Origin of the sequence: Frisingicoccus sp., from assembly GCA_016298055.1 — a bacterium.
In the GTDB taxonomy this organism is placed as follows: Bacteria; Bacillota; Clostridia; order Lachnospirales; family Lachnospiraceae; genus Frisingicoccus.
The window spans coordinates 1-23,558 of record JAEDDO010000018.1; the positions used below are offsets into that span (position 1 = coordinate 1).

Below are 23,558 nucleotides of genomic sequence, written 5' to 3' on the forward strand. Positions count from 1 at the left end.
TGAAATGATGTATAATTTCCTTTATTTTGCAAATAAGGGGGTTGATATTATCCGTATTGATGCGGTACCATATATCTGGAAAGAATTATACACTCAGTGCAGAAATCTGCCTCAGGTCCACACAATCGTACGGATGATGCGTATGATCGGTGAGATTGTATGTCCGGGGATATTGCTTCTCGGAGAGGTGGTCATGGAGCCGGAAAAGGTCGTACCTTATTTTGGAACGGTAGAAAAACCGGAATGTCACATGCTGTATAATGTAACGACGATGGCAACGACGTGGCATACGGTTGCCACACGGGATGTGCGTCTTCTGAAACAGCAATTGGATATTGTGAACCGTCTGCCGAAGGAATATGTTTTCCTCAATTATCTGAGATGCCACGATGATATCGGCTGGGGACTGGATTACGCTTCACTCATGTGGGAAGGAATCGGAGAACGATCCCATAAACAATATTTGAATGATTATTTTCAAGGTTATGCCGGGGCAAGCAACAGCCGCGGAGTGCTTTATAATGCAGATCCTGTCACGGGAGATGCCCGTTTCTGCGGAACGACCGCATCCATGTGTGGTATCGAAAAGGCCGAATATGAGCGGGATGAAGCAGCACTGGAAAAGGCAGTACGGCTGGATATTACATTACATGCTTATATGTTTATGCAGTCCGGGATTCCGGTTCTCTACAGCGGTGATGAGATTGGTCAGCTGAATGATTACGGTTATAAGGAGAATCCTTACAAAGCGGAGGATTCAAGGTATATCCACCGGGGAGCAATGGACTGGAATGCAGCTGCAGGAATTGAGGATAGCACAACTGTACAGAGTAAGATCTTCCGCCAGCTTTGCCGACTTGAAAGCATACGGAAAAGTGAGAAAGCCTTTATGGCTTCTGCCGATACATGGACGATAGAGACCTGGGATTCCAGTGTATTATGTATTGGCAGATACTATGAGGGAGAAAAGATCCTGGGGCTGTTTAATTTCAGTGAATATGACAAAACAGCCTGGATCAATGAAACAGACGGAACATATGTGGATATGATTTCCGGACGGTCAATGAAAGCTTCCGGAGTAAACATTCCGGCATATGGATTTTATTATTTGAAGAAAGAAAATGAGCCGGGAGGGGATGGCGATGAAACCCTATGATGTAACCGCCTTAGGCGAATTATTAATTGATTTTACAGAAAATGGCACCAGTGCTCAGGGGAATCCTGTATTTGAGGCCAATCCGGGAGGGGCACCATGCAATGTACTTGCTATGCTTGGACGCCTTGAACATAAAACAGCTTTTATCGGAAAAATCGGAAAAGATATGTTTGGAGATCGGCTTGAAGCGGCTTTAAAAGAAGTCGGTATTGATACGAGAGGTCTGAAAAAAGATGATCAGGTCCATACCACACTGGCTTTTGTTCATACACTTGAAGATGGGGACAGGGAATTTTCTTTTTACCGTAATCCGGGAGCAGATATGATGCTTTCGGAAGAAGATATCGATGAAGAACTGATTGCTTCCAGCAAGATTTTTCATTACGGTTCCCTGTCTATGACGGATGAAATATGCCGTAAAGCTACACGAAAGGCTATTGAAATTGCCGAGAGATCCGGCGCATTATTATCTTTTGATCCGAATTTAAGGGAGCCTCTGTGGCGGTCTTTAGATGAGGCAAGGGAACAGATCCTGTATGGCATGGAACATTGTCATATTTTAAAAATATCGGATAATGAAATTCAGTGGCTGACTGGACTTGAGGATTATGATGAGGGCATTGAAATGCTTCAGGAAAGATTTCATATTCCTCTCATCTTATTATCTCTTGGAAAAGAAGGAAGCCGCGCTTATACGGACAACATCCGTGTTACACAGGCGGCATTTCGCCAGGAACACACGATTGAAACAACAGGTGCGGGAGATACCTTCTGCGCCTGCATCCTCCATTATGTCTTATGTCACGGATGGAAAGATTATAATGAATGTGAACTTAAAGAGATGCTCCGTTTTGCCAATGCGGCAGCTTCGATCATCACAACAAGAAAAGGCGCGCTGCGTGTCATGCCGCGAAAGGAAGAAATAAGATGTCTCTTGGATTAAGTGCAGAAGCCCATGATGAATATTTAAAATACATGAAATCGGGCAAAAAAGAAAAAGAGGGTCTGGAGGTGCTTGATGAGCTTTTAGAAGATCCAAATATTCTGACAGTCGGGGAGGTCCCTCTGGGACTTGTCCAGATTCCTCTTGATCAGATTGCCGGAACGAAGACGTCAGCAAGGAGTACGTCCTTCAGCAAAAGTTTTTATCCCCTGCTTCCGGAAAAATCTGAATTTGCTCAAAAGTGGATGAATCTTTATTGTGCCCATATTGAAGAGGGAATCAGGGAGCCGATCAAAGCTTATGAATTTATGAACCGATTTTATGTAGAAGAAGGGAATAAGCGGGTCAGTGTACTTAAGTGCGTCGGTGCAGTGACGGTGGATGGCATGGTCACAAGAATTCTTCCGGCGCGGACAAGAAAAAAGGAAGTTCGTATTTATTATGAATTTGTTGATTTTTATCGTCTGTCCCGGATCAATGATCTGAACTTTTCAGAAGAAGGCAGCTTTGCACGTCTTCAGCGGCTTGTCGGAAAACGTCCGGATGAAAAATGGACCGAAGACGAGCGAAAAGATTTTCAGGCCCTGCACTGGCGATTTAAGAAAATTTATGAAGAACGAAAAGAAATAAGCAGCACCGGAACGGAGGATGATGCTCTGCTGACGCTTTTAAGTGTCTACGATTATCCAGAACTTTTAAATATGAGCATTCTGGAACTCAAAGAAAAGATGCTTAAATCAAGGGAGGAATTGAAACTTACGGAAGGCAGCACACCTGAGCTTCATATGTCACCGGAGGATACAGCGGGAAAGAAGCGGCTTTTGCCAAATCTTCGCATTCCGGTCAGCACTTCCAGGATGAAGGCCGCCTTCATTCATGAAAAGACGGTGAAAACTTCTGCATGGACCTATGCCCATGAATTAGGCCGCCTGCATCTGCAGAGAGCCTTTGATGAGGAAATCCATACATCCTGTTATGACGGGGCCACAGAAGAGAATATTGAAATATTGATTGAAAAAAGTATCGAAGAGGGCAATAATCTTATTTTTACCACATCGCCGCCGCTTTTGAAAGGCAGTCTTAAAATGGCAATTGAGCATCCGGAAGTAAAGATACTGAATTGTTCGCTGAATACATCCCATAAATATATCCGAACATACTATGCGAGGATGTATGAGGCGAAATTTTTGATGGGAGCCATTGCCGGTGCGATGACGGAAAATGATAAGATCGGTTATCTGGCAGATTATCCGATCTATGGGATGACGGCTAATATTAATGCCTTTGCGCTCGGAGCTAAAATGGTCAATCCGAGAGCGAAAGTTTATCTTGAGTGGACAAAACTTAAGGATCATGATCCTTTTGATACTTTTCGGAGGGAATCCATCTCTTATATTTCAGGTCAGGATATGATTACACCGAAAGCAGCTTCAAGATATTTTGGTATTTACCGATATGACATTAATGATACTGTAAATCTGGCAATGCCGGTCTGGCACTGGGGAAAATTTTATGAGCAGATGATTCGCAGATTGATGAAGGGATCCTGGCAGGATGATGAGATTTCAGATAAGACCCGGGGCCTGAATTACTGGTGGGGCATGTCTGCGGGAGTCATTGAGGTGATCTGCTCAAAGCATCTTCCGATTGGTACGGCCCGGCTGATCGATCTTCTTAAAAATACAATTTCTTCCGGCAATTTCAATCCTTTTGAAGGTGTACTGTATTCTCAGGAGGGCATTGTGAACAGAGATCCGGCCATGGAATTATCGCCGGAGGAGATCATAACCATGGACTGGCTGGCTGAAAATGTTATTGGCCGTATTCCAAAAATGGAGGACCTGGTCGATCAGGCAAAACCGGTTGTGACTACGCAGGGACTTGGGGGAACGGTGTAGATGAACATTTTGGCAGTCAGTGACATAAAGTCACCCTATTATTGGGATTTTTTTGAAAGAAGTAAGATGAAGGATGTTGATCTTATTCTTTCATGCGGGGATCTGGATCCGGAATATTTGTCATTGCTGGCAACTTTTTCGCGGGGACCGGTTCTATATGTTCACGGAAATCATGACAGTAAGTATAAAACGCATCCGCCGGAGGGATGTATCTGTATTGAAAATCAGATTTATATCTATGAAGGTCTCCGGATTCTGGGGCTTGGCGGGTCTATGCGCTATCATTCCGGAGAACATCAGTACACAGAAAAGGAAATGCGAAACAGGGTACGTCGGATGAAGCTGAAGATTATGTGGAATCGGGGCTTTGATATTCTTCTTACGCATGCGCCGGCGTTAAAACTTGGAGACGGTGATGATTTGCCGCATCAGGGATTTCAGATTTTTCGATCATTACTTGACACATACCAGCCACAATATTTTGTTCACGGGCATATGCACCTCAACTATGAGGCAGAGAGCAAACGAACTTTTAATTATGGTCGGACGAAAATTATAAATGCTTACGAAAAATATCTTTTTGAATATGAAACCGGACATTTTTTGTAAAAAGAAGGGTCAGAAAGAAAAAAATAGTTGAAAAATTGCGGGAATTTATTTATACTATAGTAAGCTATTTATGTAAAAAAATTAAGGAGGATTCCGTTATGGTATCAGCAGGTGACGTTAGAAATGGTTTGACTATCGAATATGAAGGAAATGTATTCCAGGTAATCGAATTCCAGCATGTTAAACCTGGTAAAGGCGCAGCTTTCGTTCGTACAAAATTAAAAAATATTAAGAGTGGCGGTATTATTGAAAAATCTTTCCGTCCAACTGAAAAATTCCCACAGGCACATATCGAAAGAAAAGAGATGCAGTATCTCTACAGTGATGGGGATTTATTCCACTTCATGGATGTTGAAACTTATGACCAGATCGCACTCAGCGAAGATCAGGTAGGCGATACATTAAAATTCGTTAAAGAGAACGAGATGGTTAAGATTCTTTCTCATAACGGTGAAGTATTTGCAATGGAGCCACCGTTGTTTGTTGAACTTGAGATCACAGAAACAGAACCTGGATTTAAAGGTGATACATCAACAGGTGCTACAAAACCTGCAACAGTTGAAACTGGTGCACTGGTATATGTTCCATTATTTGTTGAGATCGGTGATGTTATTAAAATTGACACACGTACAGGAGAATATTTATCCAGAGTTTAATGTACGGCGAATAAACAGTAGATTGACCCCGCAAATGTTTGCGGGGTTTTTTCGCTTTTTTATGAGAAAAAATCCTTTGGAAACAAAGCAATTCATAGAATTTTGATGTGTTTCGTGTCAATATTCTGATTTTTGGAAATGCATTTGTTGAAAATCACCAAATTTCCTTTAAATTTGCATAAAAAATATAGAAAATGGAAAAAATCAAGTTGCAATTCACTATAAACTATCAAAAGAAGAAAAAATTAAATAGTTTTTTTTGTACATATTGACAAGATAAATGCAAATAAAGTAATATAGAAGTGTGGGGGATATTTAAGAAAGGAGAAGAGCATGAATGTAGGAATTATTTCACATAATAATAAAAAAGAACTGATCGAGAATTTCTGCATCGCATATAAGAAGATTTTAAGTAAGCACAATCTTTATGCGACAGGGGTTACGGGACGCCGCATTGAGGAAGTTACCAACCTGAAAGTAAATAAATTTTTACCTGGCAGTGTGGGCGGTGACCGACAGTTCATGGAGATGATTGAGGACAATCGTATGGATCTGGTTATATTTTTCTATAATCCTGCCATGGCAGCGACAGAGAAACCGGACATTTATGCGATCATGAATCAATGTGATGCATATTGTATTCCTATGGCAACAAACATCGCAACAGCTGAAGCCCTGATTATGGGCCTGGAGCATGGAGACTTGGAGTGGCGCTCGCGTTAAAGCAGTATGGACGACCGTTTGGAAAGGATTTCAGATTTGACATCGGAGAAAACAAAAAAGTTTATTAGATATTGTAGAGTAGTTTGAAAAGAGCTTTGAGAATAAACAATCTCGAAGTTCTTTTTTTTGTATGGGCCAAGGGACAAATTTTGATATGTAAGATATTTGTAAGAAAATAGTATTATATATGTATATAATATATATTGACAGATAATATTATATATCATATAATATAGAAAAATAAATAATATTGCATCAGAACTATAAACGGAGAGAGGAGAGGATTGAATGGTTTTTAATACAGGAGCAGCATTACTGGATGCCATTGTGCTGTCTGTTGTTTCAAAGGAAAAGGATGGAACGTATGGTTACAAAATCACTCAGGACGTCCGGCAGGTGATCGATATATCGGAATCCACATTATATCCGGTGCTTAGAAGACTTCAAAAGGATGAGTGTCTGGAAGTTTATGATGTTCAGTTTGGCGGGCGGAATCGAAGATATTATAAAATTACGGCATCGGGTCAGGCTCAGCTGAATCTGTATCGATGTGAGTGGAAATCCTATTCATCTAAAATTACCCAGTTATTTGAGAAGGAGGAATTGAACGGATGATCCGTGTGGAATTTTTAAAACGATTAGAGTATCTGCTTCAGGATGTTGATGAAAAGGAGCGGGAAGATATTCTTGCATATTATAATGATTATCTGGATGAAGCCGGTCTTTCAGACAAAGACAGTGTGGATGGCATTTTGGATGCGCCGGAAAAAATTGCTGCATCGATACGTTCATCCATGAACAGCAGCGATGACGAAAAAATCCAGTTTTCGGAGGATGGTTTCCGGGATATTTCGATGGAACAGGAGGAGAAAGTTCCGGACGTTTATAGCGGAGAAAAGAAAGAAGAACATCGGGAATCTCCATGGAGAGACTATTCAGAGGATGGTCATACCCATCATGAGCCTCCGGAAGTAAAGAATGATGGGAAACTTGGAAAGATTATTTTGATCGGAATTTTATGTGTTCTTGCACTGCCGATGCTTCTGGGACTTGGCGGAGCGGCTTTGGGATTATCTTTTGGTATTCTCGGGACAATTTTTGGTGTACTTTGTGCACTGATCTTTGGCTCAGCCGGCTGTACGATCGGAGGCCTTGTCGGAGGAATTGCTTTATTTGTCATGAGTATTATAAAAATGACAGTATCTGTTCCTCAGGGACTTCTCATGATGGGAATTTCCTTTCTTATGCTGGCTGCAGGCATTATCTGTCTGTTGATCACGATCGTTATCTTTACCCGGCTGCTGCCGTGGCTCATTCGAAGTATTGTTAATGTATTTCGCAGATTATTTCACAGGAAGGAAGGTGGCGAAGCATGAAAAGAGGAACGAAGATCAGTCTGATCATTGCCCTGATCCTTGCGTTATCCGGTGTTGCTCTGTGTGTTGCCGCTGCGGCTATGGGAGTGACATACGGTGAATTTGTAGATATGGTCAATAACGGAGATTTTACATTTGGATTTAAAGAAAAGGCGATACAAGAAGTGAAGGAAGTGAAGAAAGCGAAAAAATCTTCTGATGCCAAATATCTGGAAGTGGATCTGGATGCGGGAGAGTTATCCATTCTTCCGTCCGATTCGGATGAGATCGGCTTCGATGCGGAGGGATATGAAAAATATTTTGAGTGGAAGATCGATGGTGATAAGGTTATTGTAAAAAATACAGACCGTAATGTATGGATTCATACAGATACACCGAAAGCAACATTATATGTACCGGAGAATATGAATTTTGATGAGATCGATATTGATATAGACGCAGGAAAATGCAGTATGGCACTGGCCGCTGCGTGCGATAAGTTTATCCTTGATGTGGATGCGGGAAGTGCGAATGTGTCATCGATTCAGGCGGATCATGCAGAAATTGAGTGTGATGCCGGAAATGTAATTTTTGAAGGCAAAGTTATAAACAAGGGAGCCGCATCAATAAATGCGGGAAGTCTTGAAATTGTCTTGAAAGATATGGATGTTATGGATTATAATTATAATATAAGTGTCGGTGCAGGCTCGATTGAAATCAATGAGAAAAAATATTCAGGACTTTCATCTGAAGATTATATTAATAATCATGCAGATGCGGACTGGATGTTGGAATGTAATGCAGGTAAAATAAAGATGAATATTAATAAATAAATGGGGGGACAGATGATGAAAAAGTTATTTCGTTCAAAAAGTAATCGTGTGATATGTGGTGTTTGCGGAGGCATTGGAGAATATCTGAATGTGGATCCGACAATTATCCGCCTTCTGGCTTTACTGCTTGGCTTTACGGGTTCGGGTGTGCTGGTTTATATTGTGGCTGCCATTATTATGCCGGATGAAATTTAAAGTAAGACGTGGGAAAACCTTCAAAAGACAGGATCTTTTGAAGGTTTTTTTTCGTATCGGGAATGTTTTTTCAGACGGTACATATATTATTGACAGGTGATGTGCTATGGAAAATATTTTTTCGATAAGGCTGCGTCCCTGCATTGGCCGAATGCAAGATCGATGGGGGATGGTGCAGGAAATCCGTCTGCGGGCAAATCAACCCCTTCTCATAAAAATGGATGGGAAGGAATGGATGATTCATAAAAATGGAAGCTTATGCAAAGATAAGGGGGAGGCTGTACGGGTATTTCAGCAGGATATTCAGGAAAGCATGTCTTACATATGTCAATATTCATTATATGCTTATGAAAATGAAATGCGTCAGGGTTATATTACGATTCAGGGCGGACATCGTATTGGTATAGCCGGTCAGGTTGTGCTGGAGGAAAATCGGGTCCTCAGTATATGTCACATATCTTCAATGAATGTGCGTGTCGCCCATTCAGTCAAAGGCTGCGGTGCGTCGGTTTTTGAATATTTGTGGGAAGGGGACAGACCTTGTCATACGTTGATCCTGTCGCCTCCCGGCTGCGGTAAAACAACCCTTTTGAGGGATCTGATCCGTTTGTTTTCAGATGGGACAAAAAGGCACGCGGGCATGAGTGTGGGGTTGGTGGATGAGCGTTCTGAGGTTGCCGCGTGCTACATGGGGAAGGCGCAAAGAGATGTGGGGATGCGCACCGATGTACTTGATAATTGTCCGAAATCCATTGGGATTGAAATGATCGTGCGCTCTATGGCTCCCCGTTTGCTGGCCTTTGATGAACTGGGAGGAGCGGTGGATCTGAAAGCTGTACAGTATGCGATACATTCGGGCTGCAGTGTTCTCACAACCATGCATGGCAGCGGAAATTTGAAAGACATTGGAGAAGACATGAAACATTTGTTTGAACGGTTCGTTTTTTTAAATGACTGGAATGCAAAAGAACGTGTCCGTTATATTTCAGATTCATCGGGAAAAATCCTATATAAGGCGGTATGATATGTTGTGGATGAAAGTAATCGGCACGGGCCTGATTTTTGCAGGCTGCAGTTTTGTCGGATGGCAGAAGGGCGCTCTGCTTCGGAAAAGAATTGGTTTTTTACAGGAAATGGTGCACAGCCTGATTTTATTTAAAAGCATTGCCGGAACCTATCGGTTACCTTTGGAAGTGATCTTTGAGAGGATCAGTCTTCAGACACAAAAGCCGGTTTCTGATTTTTACAGCTGTCTTGCAGGACATTTTAAGCGTAAGGATCAGCCGGAAAGCGTGGTAATATGGCAGGAAACGATTCAGGAGAAGGGGGATTTATTTGATCAGGATGATAAAGAATTTTTTATGCGGCTTGGTGATTTTATGGGCATTCAGGACGTACATGCCCAGTCTGAGGCGGTGGAAGCATGTATCTGCCAGCTGTCGGAGCGGACAGCACGTCTGGAAAAAGAAAGACCGGAAAGGGAGAAGGTTTATCGGGCCGTGGCCTGGACCATTGGAGGATTTTTAATTATTTTGTTTATTTGATCAGGGGGTGTCTATGTCCATACATCTTATCTATAAAATCGGGGCTGTAGGCATCCTCATTTCTATTTTGTCTCAGATCTTAAAGCATTCCGGGAGAGATGAGCAGGCTTTTTTGGTAAGTCTGGCAGGTCTTATCCTTGTCTTGATGTGGATCGTCCCCTATATTTATGAGCTTTTTTTGACAGTGGAAAAAATGTTTACACTATGAGGGGGAATATGAATGATAAAAATTGCCTGTATTGGTCTGGCATCCGTTATGCTGGCACTGAAATTAAAAAGTGTTCAGTCCGAATATGCCTTTCTTGTCGGAATTGCTGCGTGTATGGTCCTGTTTGGCTGCTGTATGACAAGACTGGAAACAATCTTTTCCGGGCTGGAAACGATACGTCAGTATCTTATGGTGAACAGTGCTTATATCGGAATTATTCTCAAAGTGGTCGGTATCGCTTATATCAGCGAGTTTTCGGCAAATCTGTGTAAAGATGCCGGATACGGAGGTATTGCTTCTCAGATTGAAATGTTTGGAAAGCTCAGCATTCTGGCGATGAGTCTTCCCGTTCTGACAACCCTCCTGACCGTTATTGAGGAATTTGCGGCACAATGAAAATATGGTATCTGTTTTTGGCATCGGCAGTAATCTGGATGACATGTGGTCTCAGTGTTCTGGCGTCAGAACCTGAGTATGGATTTGATTATGAAGAAATACAGGATGCAATGGATGAAATGATGCCGAAGGATGTAAAAATATCCTTTTCAGATCTGGTCAGGGAACTTACGGAGGGGAAACTTGAGGATGTAATTGAACATCTGAAACTTTTTCTAATGGAAGGAATCTTCGGGGAAATGAAAAGCAGTAAAAAGCTTTTGCTGCAGATGCTGGGGATTGTTTTTGTGAGTGCTGTTTTTACCAATTTTTCTATGGCATTTTCAAAAACCTTTATTGCCGAGACCGGATTTTATCTGACCTATATGATTTTGTTTACACTTTTGCTGACATCTTTTATGGCTGCGTCTCAGATAGCCTCCGCACTGATGGGAAATATGATGAAATTCATGTCTGCATTTGTTCCGGTTTTTTGTCTGGCTGTGACGTTTACGGGAAATATTCAGACAGGCATATGGTATCAGCAGGCGATGGTCATGGGAATTACATTTCTGGAATGGATTCTGTCGAAAGGGGTCATGGGACTGATCCATGCCTATGTTCTCATATCCATGGTTAATCAGCTGTCGAAAGAGGATATGCTGTCAAAATGTGCACAGTTGACAAAAACACTGGCTGATTGGATATTAAAGACGGCCCTTGGAGTGATTCTTGGATTGAATTTTGTACAAAGTCTTATATTACCCGCCTTTGATACACTTAAAAACGGGTGGGCCATGCGAGTGACCTCTGCTGTGCCGGGAGTGGGCGATGCCATGGGGACGGCGATGCAGACGGTGATTGGTTCGGCGGTACTCATAAAAAACGGGATCGGCTCGGCCGGATTGTGTATACTGGCATTTCTTTTTCTGATTCCCGCAGTCAAAATGGCGGTGATGGCTTTAATGTATATGGCAGCACAGGCGGTTGTTCAGCCGGTGGCAGACAAGCGTATACTGGAATGTCTTCACAGTATATCCGATGGCATCTTGATGCTTTTAAAGGTGGAGGGCACGGTGTTCATATTGTTCTTTTTATCCATGGCGATGATGACGTCTGCTTCAGGAGCTGTTTTCGGAGGATGAGCGATGGGGATTTTTCGGGAGTGGATACAAAATGTAGTTCTTTTTCTTCTGTTTATGAGTATGATCAATCAGATCATTCCGGATGAAAAATACAGGAAATATGTACGTTTAACAATGGGACTGGTCTTGATCCTTGTTCTTCTTGGACCATTGAGTCGTCTGATGAAGGCAGATGAAAAAATTTTTCAGGATTATATCCGGGAAAATATCCGTCTTTCGGCCGAAGATGCAAAAAACGGCGGCCGGATGTTTTATGAGACGGATTATTTTAATGAAAGTTATAAGAAAATCATTTATGAAGAGATAAAACAGTATTTTAAAGGAAGCGGCATGGATGTCCGGAAATGTGAAGTGTCGGTCAATGACAATGTTTCTGATGAAAATTTCGGTGAAATCTATGAAATTGCAGTCACCGTTGTTCCAAAAGCTTCAGACGGTCCGGTGCCGGAGGAAAAAATAGAAACATGGAGGCAGGATCTGATGATGCAGTTTGGTATTGATGAAGATGCATTGAAACTGGAGATATGGACATGAAAAAATTTTTGAACTGGAAATGGAACAAAGAAAACGGGATAATTATTGTTCTTGCCGGCATTTTATGTCTCGTTGCAGTATGGCCCGTTTCTGATAAAGAGTCCGCAAAACAGACGGATATATCCGGAGGCTCCTTTGCACAGGAGGAAAATAATCGGGCAGAATCGGCGGCCTTGAATGTTTATATTGAAAATCAGGAGGAACGTTTGAAAAATATTTTGTCCCGCATAGATGGCGTCGGGGAGACGGCTGTGATGATCCGTGCCAGCGCATCAAAAGAGTATGTGGTTGAGAAGGATGTGACTACGGGAAGCAGTACGATGATTGAAACAGATGCTCAGGGAAACACAAGACAGAACAACGAGGCCAGCCGAAGTGAGGTATCTGTGTATACGAAGGATGATAACGGGCAGGATATTCCATGGGTTATTAAGGAGATCGAGCCGGAGATCGAAGGTGTACTGGTAGCAGCTGAGGGTGGTGCCGATGAAGTTGTCGCGGGAGAAATAACTCAGGCCGTTCAGGTTCTATTTGACATTCCCGTACATAAAATTAAAGTAGTAAAAATGAAAAATGAGTAGGGAGGGTCCTGTGTGAAAAAGAAAAGTATCCGAAGAAATCAAGTAATTATCGCAGCCCTTGCGATCATGATCGTTGTGGCCGGATATCTGAATTTTAAGACCGGAGGTATGGAAACGGATGAATCACCGGTCATCTCAAATGCATCTGCAGGGGAAATGACAGAGTCCGGTGCGGAGGAAGTTCTGATGGATCTGACAGAAAACAATATACAGGAAATTGCAGTTGCCGATGAGGAGGATATGTCGGATGTGGACAATACCGAGACGGAAAGTCCGGAAAATGTGGGCGAGGCTGTCATGACAAGCTCTGTTCTTGCAAAGAATTTCAGTGCACAGGCAAAACTGAACCGGGAACAGATGCGTTCGAAAAACAAGGAAGCGATCATTGAAGTTATTAATAACGAGAATGTGACAGATGATCTGAAACAGGCTGCGATGGAGAATCTGATGGATATGACGAACCGTTCAGAGATGGAAGTAGCTGTTGAAAATCTGCTCACCGCAAAAGGATTTGAAAATTGTGTGGTCAGTATTATGGAAGACACCTGTGATGTGGTTGTAGGTCAGGAAACGCTGACAGACACCCAAAGAGCTCAAATTGAAGATATTGTTTCAAGAAAAACGAATGTAACGGCAGAAAATGTGGTGATCACAACATTAAATTGATAAATTTCTTTTCAAAAGCACATAATTTTGGTATAATACAAAATAAGAAGCATTGAATAGATGGAGGTTGAGACCGATGGCTAAAGAACATGAAAATACAATGAATTATTCGATACATGACGACAGAGTAATTGGCGAAGTACAGATTGCTGATGAAGTCGTTGCTATTATTGCGGGACTGGCAGCTACTGAAGTAAAGGGTGTGGCTTCCATGTATGGCAATATTACAAATGAACTGGTTGCTAAACTTGGTATGAAGAATCTTTCCAAAGGTGTTAAGATCGATGTATCTGAGGGAAAAGTCAGCGTTGATCTTGCGATCAATATGGAGTACGGTTACAATATTCCGGAAGTTACCGGAGCCGTTCAGGACAGAGTGAAGAACGCTATCGAAACGATGACAGGTCTTGCTGTTGAAGATGTGAATATTCGTGTAGCCGGTGTAAATCTGGAAGATGAATAAACTATTCATATTCTGTGAAGCGTGATAAGTGACGTAGAGCCGCACAGGTTCTGCGTCACTTTTACAGTGATAAAGGCATATTAGGAGGAAACTATGGGCAGACGAGAGTTGCGTGAGCATATATTCCGGCTGGTATTTCGTTCAGAATTCCACCCGGAGGAGGAGATGAAAGAACAGGAAGGTTTTTATATGGAGAATATCGGTGAGATAACCGATGAGAACCGGGAATACATTCAGAACAAGACAGACCTCATCCTGGAGAAAAAGGCGGATCTGGATGACCGGATCAATGCGGCAGCGGACAGATGGAAGACAGAGAGAATGACAACAGTGGATCTGACGATTATCCGGCTGGCAGTATATGAGATGGTTTATGATGAAGATGTACCGACAGGTGTTGCCATCAACGAGGCTGTAGAGCTGGCAAAACGCTATGGTACGGATCAGTCACCGGCCTTTGTCAATGGTATTTTGGCAAAGCTGGCATAAATTTCAATAAATACTCTAATTGAGATTTAGAAGGAGAAAATCGGTTGAAGAATGTATATTCTGTATCCCAGGTGAATCAATATATAAAAAGCCTGATATCTGAAGATTATTTTTTGAGCCGGATTTATGTCCGGGGAGAAGTGTCGAATTGTAAGTACCATTCCTCCGGACATATTTATTTTACTCTGAAGGATGGGAAGGGGGCTATTCCCTGTGTCATGTTTGCCGGTTCCAGAAACGGACTGAAGTTTCGTCTTGCGGAAGGGCAGCAGGTCATTGTCCTCGGGAATATCAGTGTTTATGAGAGAGATGGACGATATCAGCTGTATGCCCGGGAGATTCTTCGGGAAGGCACGGGGCTTCTCTATGAAAGGTTTGAAGCATTAAAAAAAGATCTTGGAGCCAAAGGGTATTTTGATGCGGAACACAAGAAAGCGATACCTTTTTATCCGAAAAAGGTGGGAATTGTTACGGCACCTACGGGGGCAGCGATTCAGGATATGGTGCATATTGCATCACGTAGAAACCCTTACATTCAGCTTGTGCTTTATCCGGCCATTGTTCAGGGAGATCAGGCAGCAGAAAGTATTGTTAAAGGTATTAAATGTCTGGAAAAAAGAGATGTGGATGTGATCATTATCGGTCGTGGCGGGGGTTCGATCGAAGATCTCTGGGCTTTTAATGAGGAAATAGTGGCAGAGGCTGTTTTTCAATGTCCGGTTCCCGTGATCTCTGCGGTGGGACATGAAACAGACTGGACGATTGCGGATATGGTGGCCGATCTGAGAGCACCGACACCATCGGCTGCAGCGGAGCTTGCCGTGCCGGAATGGAATCTTATTGAAAATCGTCTTGAGGAGATCGAACGTCGGTTGAGACTTCGTATGGAAGAAAAGGTCCGTATTTACAGGCAGACAGTTGCCGGATATCAGATGCAGTTAAAGTATCTGAGCCCTTTTTCAAAAATCAATGATTACAGGCAGCAGCTTATGCATATGGAAGATGACATGCAGGGAATCCTGAAGAATAAGCTGACGGAAAGCAGACATAAGCTTGCTCTTTACAGTGAAAGACTGTCGGGAATATCGCCTTTGAAGCAGCTTGAACGGGGCTATGCTATTGTGAGTAAAGAGGATGGAAAGAGTGTAAATTCATCAGGAGATGTTGAAACGGGCGATAAGATACATGTACGATTTTTGGACGGATATGTGGATGCAGTTATATCCGAAACGCATAGGGAAGGAAGCGTAAGAAATGGCAAGAAGTAAATCACTGGAGACAGCATTTGCCGAGCTTGAAGAATTGATCCGGCAGATGGAGAATAAAGATACGGGGCTGGAAGATTCCTTTAAATTATATACATCGGGTATGAAACTTATCAAATATTGTAATGATTCTCTGGATAAAGTGGAAAAGAAGCTGATACAGCTTGGTGAAGAGGAGTAGAGTCATGAATTTTAAAGAAGAATTAACAAAACGAACAGAAGAGATAGAAGTGTTATTAAAAAAAGCTGCTCCGAAGGAGGAGGGTTACCAGAAAACAATTTTTGAGGCAATGAACTACAGTCTGATGGCTGGGGGAAAACGTTTGCGTCCGATGTTGATGAAAGAGACTTACCGGTTATTCGGCGGCAGCCATGAGGCAGTGGTTCATCCCTTTATGGCGGCGATAGAGATGATACATACTTACTCGCTGATTCATGATGATCTTCCCGCATTGGATAACGATGAATATCGACGGGGAAGAAAGACTTCGCATGTGGTATTCGGTGAGGCCATGGCGATCCTGGCGGGCGATGCATTGATGAATTATGCTTTTGAGACCGCATCAAAGGCCTTTGATCTTGCGGAGAGTGAAGAAGAATTTCACCGGATTGCAAAGGCTGTTCAGATTCTTTCATCCAAGCCCGGAATTTACGGAATGATCGGCGGTCAGGTCGTTGATGTGGAGCGGGAAGGTCAGCCGTTGACAAAATCCGTGCTTGATTTTATTCATGAGTTGAAAACAAGTGCGCTGATTGAGTGTTCTATGATGATCGGTGCCGTGTTGGCCGGCGCAGACGATGCGGACGTGAATAAAGTTGAGAAGATGGCGAAAAATATAGGTATCAGTTTTCAGATTCAGGATGATATTCTCGATGTTACAGGAACTCTGGAAGAACTTGGCAAAAAGACGCACAGCGATGAGAAAAATAATAAGACGACCTATGTCACACTTTTTGGGATCGACGGTGCCATGAAAGAGGCAGAACGTTTTTCTGCCGATGCAGAGAAGATTCTGGAAGAAATATCTGAATCGAACAATTTGACAAATCCGTTTTTAACAGAACTTATTTGTCAGCTTGTTCATAGAAAAAAATAAACGGGTGGATAAATATGGCAGGAATATTGGAACAGATTAAAGGAGCAAATGATATAAAGGCAGTTTCTCCATCAAAATACGACGAACTGGCTCAGGAACTCAGAGAGTTTATTATACATTCTGTCAGTGAGACAGGCGGGCATCTGGCTTCGAATCTGGGAGTCGTTGAACTTACGATGGCACTGCATCTTTGTCTTGATTTGCCGAAGGATAAGATTATCTGGGATGTGGGACATCAATCTTATACCCATAAGATCCTTACCGGAAGAAAGGATGAGTTTGCAGGCTTAAGATCCTTTGGAGGCATGAGCGGTTTCCCGAAACACCGGGAAAGTCAGTGTGATGCTTTTGATACAGGGCATAGTTCCACATCCATATCAGCGGCGCTTGGCTATGTCCGGGCAAGAGAGATCAAAGGCGAGGATTACACGGTCGTTGCCGTCATCGGTGATGGTTCAATGACCGGAGGTATGGCTTATGAGGCATTGAATAATGCGGCACGTCTGAACAGCAATCTTATTATTATTTTAAATGATAATAAGATGTCCATTTCTGAGAACGTGGGCGGAATGAGCAAATATCTGAATCGGATACGCACGAATGAAAGTTATGTGGAATTAAAATCCGATGTGGAGACAGCACTGCGTAAAATCCCTGGGATCGGGGATTCTGTCGCAAAAGGTGTAAAGAAGTCAAAAGATTCACTGAAACAGCTTTTGATACCGGGAGGCTTTTTTGAAGATCTTGGCATTGAATATATGGGTCCGGTAGACGGTCACAATATGACGCAGCTGCTTCGTGTTATTAAGACAGCGAAAAAGGAAAAACGTGCGGTGCTCGTGCATGTGATCACCCAGAAAGGAAGAGGCTATAAACCGGCAGAGGTGAACCCTTCCGAGTTTCACGGCGTAGGTAAATTTGATGTGGAGAGCGGTCAGATCAGTAAAAGTCCGAATATGACTTATACAGAAGCATTTTCAAAAGCCATGCTGTATATCGGGACAAAAGATGAGCGGGTCGTTGCTGTCAGTGCAGCTATGCCTTCCGGAACAGGATTGGTTAAATTTTCCAAACGTTTTCCGAAACGTTTCTTTGATGTGGGAATTGCCGAGGAACATGCAGTAACTTTTTCAGGAGGTCTGGCAGCGGCAGGATTAAGGCCATATGTGGCAATTTATTCCTCCTTTTTCCAGAGGGCTTATGATCAGATCATTCATGATGTCTGTATTCCGGATCTGCCCGTTGTCTTCTGTATAGACAGGGCAGGCATTGTCGGAGCAGACGGTGAGACCCATCAGGGTATTCTTGATCTGTCCTTCTTCAGCTCCATTCCCGGAATGACTGTTTTTGCACCTAAGAATAAATTTGAACTTTACGATATTATGAAATTTTCCCTTGATTTTGAACATCCGCTTGCAATCCGGTATCCGAGAGGAGATGCCTATGAAGGCGAGCAGCATCACCGTGCGCCGATCGTTTATGGTAAGAGCGAATTGCTCTATCAGGGAGAGCAGGTGGCCTTGGTTGCCGTCGGAAGTATGGTGGAGACAGCGATCGAAGTGAAAGATCAGCTTGCAGAGGCAGGAATTCATGCCACAGTTGTGAATGCACGATTTGTTAAACCACTGGATACGGACATGCTGGATGATTTGTGTGAGAAGCATAATATGATCGTAACACTGGAAGAAAATGTGCTCCGGGGCGGTTTTGGTGAAGCTGTTTCGGATTATTATATGATAAAAGGATCGCCCGTATGTGTCCGACATGTGGGTATTCCGGATGTTTATGTTGAACATGGAAATGTGGCTCTGCTCAAGCAGTCAATAGGCATGGATGCCTGGGCCATATCTTCAAAAATATTATCTGAGGTATTGATATGAAAAAAAGACTGGATGTGCTTTTGGTAGAGCGTCGTCTGGCGGATTCCCGCGAGAAAGCCAAGGCGGTTATTATGACAGGTAATGTGTTTGTCAATGGCCAGAGGGAGGACAAGGCCGGAACAACCTTTGATGAGGAAAAAGCACAGATTGAAATTAAAGGTCATACAATGAAATATGTCAGCCGCGGAGGCTATAAACTTGAAAAAGCAATCGACGTGTTCGGAGTGGATGTCCGTGACAAAGTATGTATGGATATCGGCTCATCTACCGGCGGATTTACAGACTGTATGCTCCAGAACGGAGCCGTCAAAGTATTTGCTGTGGATGTGGGACGGGGACAGCTGGACTGGAAACTTCGTCAGGATGAGCGGGTCATCAGTATGGAAAAGACCAATATCCGATACGTGAAACCGGAAGATATCGGTGAACCGGTGGCTTTTGCTTCGGTGGATGTCTCATTTATCTCACTTGGACTTGTGCTTCCGGCGGCAAGGGAACTTTTGACGGCGGATGGACGGATGGTCTGTCTGATCAAACCTCAGTTTGAGGCAGGCCGGGAAAAAGTGGGCAAAAAAGGCGTTGTCAGAGATCCGGCTGTACATATCGAAGTTATTGAAAAGGTTATCGGTATTGCAGACCAGCTTCATTTTAAGGTACTTGGATTGGATTACTCTCCGATCAAAGGACCGGAAGGCAATATTGAATATTTGATTTATCTGGAGAAGAGACCGGAGGATGAAATGATACTTCATGAAAAGGTCGATGCAAAATGGGTTGTGGAGCAGTCGCATACGTCGCTGTAACAGGAGAAACAGATGAATAAATTTTTAATTGTAACGAATCAGGATAAAGACAGAGATTTAAGAGTCACAAAAGAAATACAGAGATATATTATTTCCAGAGGATGTCAGTGCCATCTTGCTGAGCCGATCGTCGGTACGAATCCGATTGAGACCGGATATACCGATACGAGCAGACTTCAGAAGGATGTGGAATGTGTTCTTGTTCTCGGTGGAGACGGCACTTTTATTCAGACGGCAAGAGATTTTGCGGGGCTGAATATTCCGATGGTGGGCGTTAACCTCGGCACGGTGGGATTTCTTGCAGCTATCGATGTGGAGAGTCTGCATGATGGACTGGATGCTCTGATCGATGGGGAGTACACGGTTCATAACCGGATATTGCTGGATGGTGCCGTTTATCATCAGGGAGAATGTACGCAGAAGAGTATTGCGTTTAATGATGTCATTGTGACCCGTTCCGGTTTTTCACGTATTGTGGAGCTGAAAATTTATGTCAATAACCAGCTTATGGATATTTATGCGGCGGACGGCGTGATCGTGTCGACACCGACAGGCTCAACAGGATATAATCTGTCCGCAGGAGGTCCGGTTGTATTTCCTGAGACTGAGATGATGATTATTACGCCGATCTGTCCCCAGTCACTGTCCGCACGAAGTGTGGTCGTGTCTTCAAAAGCTAAGATCCGGATTGAGATCGGACGAAGACGAAAGACTCAGAAAGAAGAAGCTTTGGTGACCTATGACGGTGATACTGTGTGGGAACTTGAATCCTCGGACACGGTTGAGGTCCGAAGATCTGATCTGATGGTACCGATCGTCACAATACGAGAGAAGAGTTTTTGTGATATTTTGCGCAATAAGATAAAAAGTATATAGTGTACAGTTGCAGGAAAAGGGGTTTATATGAAATCAAAGAGGCATGCAAAAATTTTAGAATTAATTGATAAATATGATATCGAAACTCAGGAAGAATTGGCGGATCGTCTGAATGAGAGCGGTTTTTCGGTGACGCAGGCGACAATATCGAGAGATATACGGGAACTTAAGTTGTCGAAAGTTTCCGGAAGCAACGGACGTCAGAAATATGTGGCATTTATTAAGCCAACGATGGAGATGACCGATAAATATTCCAGAGTTTTAAAGGAAGGATATATTTCGAAGGAAGTGGCCACCAGCATGATCGTTATTAAAACTGTAACGGGAATGGCTATGGCGGTCGCTGTTGCCATTGACCATATGGAACTTCCGGGAGTTGTCGGATGTATCGCCGGCGATGACACAATTATGTGTGCACTCCGCAATGAAGAGGATGCCCATTTGGTTATGGAAAAGATTAATCAGATGTTGAAATAGGTGATAAGGTGTTATTGGGAGTACATGTAAAAAATCTTGCGTTGATCGACGAAGTGGAGATGAACTTTGAAGATCATCTGAATATTATGACCGGAGAGACAGGTGCGGGCAAATCGGTTCTTATGGGAGCGGTTAATATGGCACTTGGCGGCCGTGTCCCAAAAGATATGATTCGCAAAGGTACAGATTATGCACTGGCAGAGCTGTTTTTTTCAGTGACAGACAAAAGAGTTCTGGAAACTTTAAAAGAGATGGAGATTCCTGTAGAAGGTGACTCGGTCATTATTTCGCGGAGAATGACTTCGGGGCGGAGTGTGAGCAGGATCAACGGAGAGATTGTTTCGGCCGCCGATGTGAGAAAGGCCGGACAGCTTTTGATGGATATTCATGGTCAGCATGATCACCAGTCGCTTCTGGATAAATCCAGACATCTTGTGATTCTGGACCGGTTTATAAGAGAGCCTCTCGGAGACCGGAAAGACCGGATGGAAAAGGCATATCAGCAGTATATGCATTATAAAGAGCTGTTTGATGCTCAGGCCATGAATAATGAGGAACGTCTTCGTCAGATTTCTTTTCTTGAATTTGAACTGGAAGAGATTGAAGATGCCCATCTTATTCCGGGTGAGGATGAGCAGCTTGAGGCGGATTATCGCAAGATGGTTCATGGACGTCAGATCATTGAAGGACTGTCTCAGGTGCATCAGTGGACAGGCTATGATGATGCCGCGTCGGCAGGTGAGCAGCTTGGACGCAGTCTTAAAAATTTTTACAATCTGGAAGATTTTGACGAAGAACTGACCGGACTTCGTGAGCAGCTGGAAAATATTGAAAGCCTTTTAAATGATTTTAACCGGGATTTATCCGGATATATGGATACACTGAATTTTGATGATCAGGATTTTAAAGATACAGAAGAACGATTGGATCTTATTAATCGGTTAAAGGCGAAATACGGCGGTTCTATTGAAAATATTCTGGATTACGGTAAAAAGAAAAAAGAGGAATTAGAACGGCTTCAGGGATATGATGAATGGCTTGATCAGCTTAAAGCAGACATGGCTTCCAGTGAAAGAATTTTGAAAGAACTGTCAGAAGAAGTCAGCGGGATACGAAAAAAGTATGCTCAGGAACTTGAAAAACAGATGGAAAATTCTTTAAAGGATTTAAATTTTCTTCAGGTTCAGTTTCGGATACAGATGACACCGTCAGAAAGGTATACAAAAAACGGTTGTGATGATGTGGAATTTCTTGTGTCAACCAATCCGGGCGAGGATGTGAAGCCGCTTGGACAGGTGGCATCCGGCGGTGAACTTTCAAGAATCATGCTGGGCATCAAATCGGTTCTTGCTCAGATCGATGAGATTCCGACATTGATCTTTGATGAGATCGATACAGGAATCAGCGGCCGTACAGCTCAGAAAGTAGCTGAAAAGATGGCTTATATCGGAAGAAGTCACCAGGTTCTTTGTATTACCCATCTGCCTCAGATCGCAGCGATGGCAGACCGACATTATCTTATTGAAAAAAATGTTTATGATGAACATGCAAAAACAGAGATTCGTGAGCTTTCGGGTGAGGAACAGATTCATGAGATCGGCCGTCTGATGGGCGGTGCCGAAATAACTCAGATGATTCTCGACAGTGCTGCCGAGATGAAAAACATGGCAGAGCAGTTTAGATTAACCTGTTTGAAAAAATAAATATTTCATATACTAGGAAGGATATATTTGATTATATCCTTCTTTTCATATTATGAGCCAGGGGACAAATACTATTAATCCGAACATTTAAATATGCATGGAGGGTGACAGGATGAAACGCATAAAATACCGCCGATTTTTGATTGTTATTTTTGTATGCTATCTTTGTGCATTTTTATATTATCTTTGCCATATGGATACTTTTGAAGTTGAAAACAGAGGAAGTATACTGACAGCGGCCAGTGCGGAGACGGTATCCGGTGAAGGGAAAACAAAAAAATATATGCCGGTCGGAATGCCGGTGGGCATATATATCCGAACAAAGGGCGTAATGGTTTTAGGTGTTAGTGAGGTAACAGATGATTCGGGCAAAAAAGTGGAGCCGGCAAAGAATATACTTAAGAGCGGAGATTATATTTTAGAGGTGAATGGCGAGGAGATTCCTTCTATAGACTGGTTTAAGGAAAAAGTGGAAACCTGTGGCGGCAAAGCACTGACATTGACTATTCTCCATGAAGACAAGGAAAAAACAGAAGAAATAATGCCTGTTCTGACGGAAAGTTCGGAATATCGAATCGGCGTATGGATCCGTCAGGACGCACAGGGGATCGGTACACTGAGTTTTGTCGATGAAAATAATCATTTTGCTGCACTTGGGCACGGTATCACAGACATCGATACAAGTGCAATTATTAACATTCGCGGCGGCAGACTTTATGAGTCCCGTATTGTGTCCATTATCAAAGGCGAAAAAGGAACGCCGGGAGAAATGGTAGGAAATATTGATTATAAGAATGGGCAGATATTAGGAAAAATTGATTCAAATAATGATAGAGGTATTTTTGGAGTTCTGGAAGAAGATATGAATCTCTATGATGAAAGTCAGGCTCTGCCGGCGGCTTCACAAGAGGAGGTGCGAGAAGGAAATGCTCTTGTGAGATGCTGTATTGATGGGGAGATACATGATTATACAATTGAGATTATGGATCTAGATTTGGCAGATGATAAGGATAATCGAAATATGGTTATAAAAATTACGGATCCCAATCTTTTAAATCGGACGAATGGCATTATTCAGGGAATG

29 protein-coding genes are annotated in these 23,558 nt (G+C 42.8%); all 29 read left to right on the forward strand.

Features of this window, described 5'->3' with window-relative positions; all coding sequences use genetic code 11:
* Positions 1 to 1,156, forward strand: a 1,156-nt coding sequence (locus QZZ35_RS02985; RefSeq protein WP_330635437.1) for an alpha-amylase family glycosyl hydrolase, incomplete at its 5' end; no start/stop codon positions are given.
* Positions 1,137 to 2,099 (forward strand): carbohydrate kinase family protein, encoded by a 963-nt coding sequence (locus tag QZZ35_RS02990; RefSeq protein ID WP_291236096.1) that lies wholly within the window; start codon positions 1,137 to 1,139, stop codon positions 2,097 to 2,099. The genes QZZ35_RS02985 and QZZ35_RS02990, both read left to right, overlap by 20 nt.
* The gene (locus tag QZZ35_RS02995) at positions 2,084 to 3,997 is read left to right on the forward strand and encodes a BMP family ABC transporter substrate-binding protein (protein ID WP_291236097.1); all 1,914 of its coding nucleotides are present in this window, start codon (positions 2,084 to 2,086) and stop codon (positions 3,995 to 3,997) included. The genes QZZ35_RS02990 and QZZ35_RS02995 overlap by 16 nt, the downstream gene beginning before the upstream one ends.
* The gene (locus tag QZZ35_RS03000) at positions 3,998 to 4,606 is read left to right on the forward strand and encodes a metallophosphoesterase family protein (protein ID WP_291236098.1); all 609 of its coding nucleotides are present in this window, start codon (positions 3,998 to 4,000) and stop codon (positions 4,604 to 4,606) included. It begins immediately after the preceding gene.
* Positions 4,607 to 4,704: 98 nt separating this feature from the next.
* Complete coding sequence (efp, locus tag QZZ35_RS03005; RefSeq protein WP_291234009.1) at positions 4,705 to 5,262, forward strand: elongation factor P; 558 nt, start codon at positions 4,705 to 4,707, stop codon at positions 5,260 to 5,262.
* 333 nt (positions 5,263 to 5,595) lie between these two features.
* A complete protein-coding gene (locus tag QZZ35_RS03010; protein WP_291234010.1) occupies positions 5,596 to 5,985 on the forward strand; it encodes a methylglyoxal synthase in 390 nt (129 codons plus the stop codon).
* Positions 5,986 to 6,273: 288 nt separating this feature from the next.
* Positions 6,274 to 6,600: a PadR family transcriptional regulator gene (locus tag QZZ35_RS03015; protein ID WP_291236099.1), complete on the forward strand. Its 327-nt coding sequence runs from the start codon at positions 6,274 to 6,276 to the stop codon at positions 6,598 to 6,600.
* A complete protein-coding gene (locus QZZ35_RS03020) occupies positions 6,597 to 7,361 on the forward strand; it encodes a DUF1700 domain-containing protein (RefSeq protein WP_291236100.1) in 765 nt (254 codons plus the stop codon). Before QZZ35_RS03015 ends, QZZ35_RS03020 begins: the two co-directional genes overlap by 4 nt.
* Positions 7,358 to 8,173, forward strand: coding sequence for a DUF4097 family beta strand repeat-containing protein (locus tag QZZ35_RS03025; protein WP_291236101.1), 816 nt, complete (start codon positions 7,358 to 7,360; stop codon positions 8,171 to 8,173). The genes QZZ35_RS03020 and QZZ35_RS03025 overlap by 4 nt, the downstream gene beginning before the upstream one ends.
* Before the next feature lie 12 nt (positions 8,174 to 8,185).
* Positions 8,186 to 8,368: a PspC domain-containing protein gene (locus QZZ35_RS03030; RefSeq protein WP_291234014.1), complete on the forward strand. Its 183-nt coding sequence runs from the start codon at positions 8,186 to 8,188 to the stop codon at positions 8,366 to 8,368.
* A 106-nt stretch (positions 8,369 to 8,474) separates the two neighbouring features.
* Entirely contained in the window at positions 8,475 to 9,392 is a 918-nt protein-coding gene (gene spoIIIAA, locus QZZ35_RS03035; protein ID WP_291236102.1) for a stage III sporulation protein AA, read from the forward strand.
* A 1-nt stretch (position 9,393) separates the two neighbouring features.
* Positions 9,394 to 9,912 carry a stage III sporulation protein AB gene (locus QZZ35_RS03040; RefSeq protein ID WP_291236103.1) on the forward strand — a complete coding sequence of 173 codons (519 nt, stop codon included), beginning with the start codon at positions 9,394 to 9,396 and terminating at the stop codon, positions 9,910 to 9,912.
* Between the two features lie 13 nt (positions 9,913 to 9,925).
* Positions 9,926 to 10,120: a stage III sporulation protein AC gene (gene spoIIIAC, locus QZZ35_RS03045; protein ID WP_291234017.1), complete on the forward strand. Its 195-nt coding sequence runs from the start codon at positions 9,926 to 9,928 to the stop codon at positions 10,118 to 10,120.
* 12 nt (positions 10,121 to 10,132) lie between these two features.
* Positions 10,133 to 10,516, forward strand: a complete 384-nt coding sequence (locus tag QZZ35_RS03050) for a SpoIIIAC/SpoIIIAD family protein (protein ID WP_291234018.1) — start codon at positions 10,133 to 10,135, stop codon at positions 10,514 to 10,516.
* Positions 10,513 to 11,640, forward strand: a complete 1,128-nt coding sequence (locus QZZ35_RS03055) for a stage III sporulation protein AE (RefSeq protein ID WP_291236104.1) — start codon at positions 10,513 to 10,515, stop codon at positions 11,638 to 11,640. Before QZZ35_RS03050 ends, QZZ35_RS03055 begins: the two co-directional genes overlap by 4 nt.
* A gap of 3 nt (positions 11,641 to 11,643) precedes the next feature.
* Positions 11,644 to 12,174: a stage III sporulation protein AF gene (gene spoIIIAF / locus QZZ35_RS03060; protein ID WP_291236105.1), complete on the forward strand. Its 531-nt coding sequence runs from the start codon at positions 11,644 to 11,646 to the stop codon at positions 12,172 to 12,174.
* Positions 12,171 to 12,755, forward strand: coding sequence for a stage III sporulation protein AG (locus QZZ35_RS03065; protein WP_291236106.1), 585 nt, complete (start codon positions 12,171 to 12,173; stop codon positions 12,753 to 12,755). The genes spoIIIAF and QZZ35_RS03065 overlap by 4 nt, the downstream gene beginning before the upstream one ends.
* Positions 12,756 to 12,767: 12 nt before the next feature.
* Positions 12,768 to 13,421, forward strand: coding sequence for a SpoIIIAH-like family protein (locus QZZ35_RS03070; RefSeq protein ID WP_291236107.1), 654 nt, complete (start codon positions 12,768 to 12,770; stop codon positions 13,419 to 13,421).
* Between the two features lie 76 nt (positions 13,422 to 13,497).
* Positions 13,498 to 13,884, forward strand: coding sequence for an Asp23/Gls24 family envelope stress response protein (locus QZZ35_RS03075; protein WP_291234023.1), 387 nt, complete (start codon positions 13,498 to 13,500; stop codon positions 13,882 to 13,884).
* Positions 13,885 to 13,977: 93 nt separating this feature from the next.
* Positions 13,978 to 14,373, forward strand: a complete 396-nt coding sequence (gene nusB / locus QZZ35_RS03080) for a transcription antitermination factor NusB (RefSeq protein WP_291236108.1) — start codon at positions 13,978 to 13,980, stop codon at positions 14,371 to 14,373.
* A gap of 44 nt (positions 14,374 to 14,417) precedes the next feature.
* Entirely contained in the window at positions 14,418 to 15,641 is a 1,224-nt protein-coding gene (xseA, locus tag QZZ35_RS03085; protein ID WP_291236109.1) for an exodeoxyribonuclease VII large subunit, read from the forward strand.
* Positions 15,628 to 15,819: an exodeoxyribonuclease VII small subunit gene (xseB, locus tag QZZ35_RS03090; protein ID WP_291236110.1), complete on the forward strand. Its 192-nt coding sequence runs from the start codon at positions 15,628 to 15,630 to the stop codon at positions 15,817 to 15,819. Before xseA ends, xseB begins: the two co-directional genes overlap by 14 nt.
* Positions 15,820 to 15,823: 4 nt before the next feature.
* Positions 15,824 to 16,735 (forward strand): polyprenyl synthetase family protein, encoded by a 912-nt coding sequence (locus QZZ35_RS03095; protein ID WP_291236111.1) that lies wholly within the window; start codon positions 15,824 to 15,826, stop codon positions 16,733 to 16,735.
* A 14-nt stretch (positions 16,736 to 16,749) separates the two neighbouring features.
* Complete coding sequence (dxs, locus tag QZZ35_RS03100; RefSeq protein ID WP_291236112.1) at positions 16,750 to 18,615, forward strand: 1-deoxy-D-xylulose-5-phosphate synthase; 1,866 nt, start codon at positions 16,750 to 16,752, stop codon at positions 18,613 to 18,615.
* Complete coding sequence (locus QZZ35_RS03105) at positions 18,612 to 19,418, forward strand: TlyA family RNA methyltransferase (RefSeq protein WP_291236113.1); 807 nt, start codon at positions 18,612 to 18,614, stop codon at positions 19,416 to 19,418. Before dxs ends, QZZ35_RS03105 begins: the two co-directional genes overlap by 4 nt.
* A 12-nt stretch (positions 19,419 to 19,430) precedes the next feature.
* Positions 19,431 to 20,294, forward strand: a complete 864-nt coding sequence (locus tag QZZ35_RS03110; RefSeq protein WP_291236114.1) for an NAD(+)/NADH kinase — start codon at positions 19,431 to 19,433, stop codon at positions 20,292 to 20,294.
* Positions 20,295 to 20,321: 27 nt separating this feature from the next.
* Positions 20,322 to 20,771, forward strand: a complete 450-nt coding sequence (gene argR, locus QZZ35_RS03115; protein ID WP_291236115.1) for an arginine repressor — start codon at positions 20,322 to 20,324, stop codon at positions 20,769 to 20,771.
* Positions 20,772 to 20,779: 8 nt separating this feature from the next.
* The gene (recN, locus tag QZZ35_RS03120) at positions 20,780 to 22,474 is read left to right on the forward strand and encodes a DNA repair protein RecN (RefSeq protein WP_291236116.1); all 1,695 of its coding nucleotides are present in this window, start codon (positions 20,780 to 20,782) and stop codon (positions 22,472 to 22,474) included.
* Between the two features lie 112 nt (positions 22,475 to 22,586).
* Positions 22,587 to 23,558 (forward strand): SpoIVB peptidase S55 domain-containing protein (locus QZZ35_RS03125; RefSeq protein ID WP_291236117.1); only part of this gene is annotated, 972 nt, incomplete at its 3' end.